Below are 3,294 nucleotides of genomic sequence, written 5' to 3'. Positions count from 1 at the left end.
GCCGCGCGGGCGCGCCGCGCCGCCGCTGCCGGAGCGGTTCAACGCGCTGCGACGGCGCGCCCGGCCAGGCGCGGCGGCCGCGGAGTAAGCTGAGCGCCTTCGCCACGGAACTCACCCATGCTCATCGAAGGCGCCTGCCACTGCGGCAACATCGGCTTCGCCCTGGACTGGCCCGGCGCGGCCGACGCCATCGCCGCGCGCGCCTGCGACTGCAGTTTCTGCATCAAGCACGGCGGCGTGTGGACCGCGCGCCCGGACGCGGCGCTGCGCCTGCGCCTGCGCGATCCGCAGCGGGTCGCGCGCTATGCCTTCGGCACCCGCACCGCCGATTTCCTGGTCTGCGCGAACTGCGGCGCGGTGCCGGCCGTGGTCAGCCGGATCGAGGGACGTCTGTACGCGGTGGTCAACGTCAATGCCTTCGACAGCCTCGATCCGGGCCGGATCCAGCGCGCGCCCTCGTCGCTGGACGGCGAAACCGAAGCCGCGCGGCTGGCGCGGCGCCAGCGCAACTGGATCGGCGCGGTCGAGATCGCCGAGGGCGCGTGAGCGTCGCGCGTTGTCGGCAAGGCCGACGCACGCACCTGCAATAGCCGCGCATCGCCGCGAAGGATCGCCGGAGCCCGCCATGTCCGAACCGCGTTCGCTGTATTTCCACGAAGACGACGACAGCCAGATCGAACTGCTGACGTTGTCGGCGTGGCCGCATTGCCAGCGCACGCTGGCCGAGCTGCACGATTTCGCCGAGGCCCATTTCGACGGCGCCGGTTACACCGACATGATGGTGCGGCCGCAGGCGCCGCATTCGCTGGCAGAACTGGATTTGCCGGCCGATCGGGTCGCAGCGGCCGCGGCTGCGCAGTTCCCGGCGTATGCGCAGGTGTGGACCGGCTATTCCTCGTGGCGCACGCCGTGCCCGCGGCTGCGCGCCTGGGGCGAGGGCGACTTCGCCTTGTTCGCCGACGGCGAGGGCGAGCGCGTCGAGGCGCTGTGGCTGGCGCACGAACGCTGGGCGCCGCAGCAGGCGCCGGCCATCGCGGCCTTGCTGCGTTCGTTGCCGAAGTCCGGGGAATTGTTGCTGGTGGATTGGCCGTGGGGCCATCTGTTCGCGTTGAGCGACGAGCCGGCGCTGCAGCGCTGGCTGGCGGAGCGCACCGCGCCCTGGGACTGAGCGGCCGAAGCCGGCGGGACGGCGGGCGAAAGCCGCGAGTTCTGCTCCGAAAGCGCCACCATCATACCCCAGGCCGCCGCGACCGGCGCTGAAGCGCCGGCGCGGCGCGGTGCGCCGATTCGCCCGCGCAGGCGTACCATGCCGGCTCGTTTTCGCACCGGCCGCCTGGGGAGGCCGCCGGGTTCGCGGTCCGCTTCGGTCTTGCTTCCCGCCACGTCGATACCGGCGCCTGTCGCGGCGCGCGGAAAGGAGCGTCGATGCCGTTGGTTTTGTTCGAATCCGTGCGCTCGCAGGAAGTGTGCGAATGGTGGCGCTCGCTGCCCGCAGGGCAACGCCTGATGCTGTTGCGCAGCCGCCTGCGCGACGATGCGCGCCATCGCGCCATCGCGCCATCGCGCCATCGCGCCATCGAGCTGGGGCGCAGTTATACGCGCCAGCGCCTTCGGTCGTTGCGTCCGGCGCGTTCGCGTTGCCGGGAAGATCCTCGCCATTGGGGCGAGCGCGATTACTGCGAATACTGGTCCGATCGCGTGCCTGGGATCAGGAAAATGAGCCTCTATGAGATCTATCGCCCAGGGCAAGCGCCGAATCTGCTGGAAAACATCCCCGAATGGTGAGCTGGCATCGTTCGATCGCGCGCGGGTGTCGATTTCCCGAATTCCAACCCACAGGAGCGATGATGGCCTCGATTCCCGCACCTTACGCAATCGTCGACGACGTTTCGGCCCAGGTTTGGTGGGCCGGCCTGCCCCAACGCAGCCGCGTTGCGCTCATGCGCAGCTGGAGCGACGACGAATGCGCCGATCCGCTGCACCGCGTGGCGCGGCGAACGGCGCAGTACTTGAACGAATGGATGGACGAGCACGAACAGCCGCGCGATCCGATCGCACGCGAGCTGCACCGGCGCGGTCTGGCGAGGGACTGCGTTGATGCGGAACCGGCGGGATGGGATTGGGGCGTGCAGGATCGCTACGAGTACCGGATCGCGCACGCGGATCTGCTCGACGTCCGCCTGGATCGCGCGTGCCATTGGCAGGATGCGCTGCCGCAGACTCGCATGATGCGCGAGCCGACCCTGGGCGACGTGCTGGCTTCGGGTTCTTGGTGGGCCTTGTAACCGCAGCGGCGCTTTGCGCCTTCAGCGATGCCCCTCTTGCCGAAAGGAGCGACGATGACTTCGATTCCCGCACCGTATGCCGTTTCCGCCGACCCCGCCGCGCGCCGCTGGTGGGAAGGCCTGTCCGACGAAAGCCGGCGCGCACTCAAGCGCAGTTGGCGCGACGATGAGCGAGTCGATCCCTTGCTTCCGACCGCGCGTCGCGTGGCGAGTTTTCTCAACGACTGCGTGCTGCAGCCCGAGCCCTCGGAGCGGGCATGGGAGTCCGTGGACTGGTACGAACGCAGCGTGGAGCTGTCCGTGCATCGGCCGAATGTCTACTTGTTGATCTGCAGCAACGGCGGCGGCTATGGGCTGTTCGACCAAGGCATGTTGTGGCCGTTGGAGATCGCCGCCGGACGCTGGGAAATTCAGCGCAAGGCGCTGAGCATCGAGCAGCACGATCTGCTGTCGCGACAGCAGGCCAGCGGTTGATTGCGGAGGCCGACGCAGGACTGACGCGATGTCGGCCGATCAATGTGCTGCGGGTTTGCAATCGGCCTGCACCGCGCCATCGTCCTCGCTCACGCACACCTTGAACCCGGGCGCGACGCCGACGATCTCGCGCGTCGCGCCCGCCTCGAGAGCGAAGCGCTCCGCCGCCGGCTGCGCGCAGCGCGGATCGGGCACGGCGCCGGCGGCCGACGGCTTGCACTCGCTGCGAAACAGGCTGTAGTGGCATTGACCGCTGCGGCTGGCCTGGCATTCGAAACGGGCGATGCGTTCGCTGACCCGCACCCGGCTGTCGATGATGTCGATGCCGTCGACGACCGTGTGGTGCTCGATGGTGGTGCCGCCGACGCTGCAACCGAACAGGGCGCAGAGGTAGTACAGCAGGGCCATCAGGTTACGCATGTCCGACTCCTTGGTGCGTGGCGCGCCGCCGAGGACGGCGCGTCGAGGCGTGAGCGCGCCGCTCTCGTCGGCGCGCGGGGCCGCGCGCGGGAACGCGACGCGCGCGGGCGCACGC

Annotated in this window: 6 protein-coding genes; 5 read left to right on the top strand and 1 reads right to left on the bottom strand. The window is 69.6% G+C overall.

Going from position 1 to position 3,294, the window contains the following annotated elements:
- The first annotated feature begins 117 nt into the window (after positions 1-117).
- The 5 genes from A7A76_RS20795 (at position 118) to A7A76_RS20775 (ending at position 2,759) form a co-directional block, all read left to right on the top strand.
- Entirely contained in the window at positions 118-546 is a 429-nt protein-coding gene (locus tag A7A76_RS20795) for a GFA family protein (RefSeq protein WP_206413095.1), read from the top strand.
- A gap of 79 nt (positions 547-625) precedes the next feature.
- Positions 626-1,168, top strand: a complete 543-nt coding sequence (locus A7A76_RS20790) for a hypothetical protein (RefSeq protein ID WP_206413094.1) — start codon at positions 626-628, stop codon at positions 1,166-1,168.
- A 257-nt stretch (positions 1,169-1,425) separates the two neighbouring features.
- Complete coding sequence (locus A7A76_RS20785; protein WP_206413093.1) at positions 1,426-1,785, top strand: hypothetical protein; 360 nt, start codon at positions 1,426-1,428, stop codon at positions 1,783-1,785.
- 62 nt (positions 1,786-1,847) lie between these two features.
- Positions 1,848-2,285, top strand: a complete 438-nt coding sequence (locus tag A7A76_RS20780) for a hypothetical protein (protein WP_206413092.1) — start codon at positions 1,848-1,850, stop codon at positions 2,283-2,285.
- A 54-nt stretch (positions 2,286-2,339) separates the two neighbouring features.
- On the top strand, positions 2,340-2,759 hold the full coding sequence (locus A7A76_RS20775) for a hypothetical protein (protein WP_206413091.1): 420 nt from the start codon (positions 2,340-2,342) through the stop codon (positions 2,757-2,759).
- Positions 2,760-2,798: 39 nt separating this feature from the next.
- Here the strand turns inward: A7A76_RS20775 and A7A76_RS20770 are convergent.
- Positions 2,799-3,294, bottom strand: a 496-nt coding sequence (locus A7A76_RS20770) for a hypothetical protein (RefSeq protein WP_206413090.1), incomplete at its 5' end; no start/stop codon positions are given.

Origin of the sequence: Lysobacter enzymogenes (assembly GCF_017168095.1) — a bacterium.
GTDB lineage: Bacteria > Pseudomonadota > Gammaproteobacteria > Xanthomonadales > Xanthomonadaceae > Lysobacter > Lysobacter enzymogenes_D.
The sequence above is the reverse complement of the archived record's forward strand: the minus strand, read 5'-3'. Positions and strand labels throughout refer to the sequence as shown.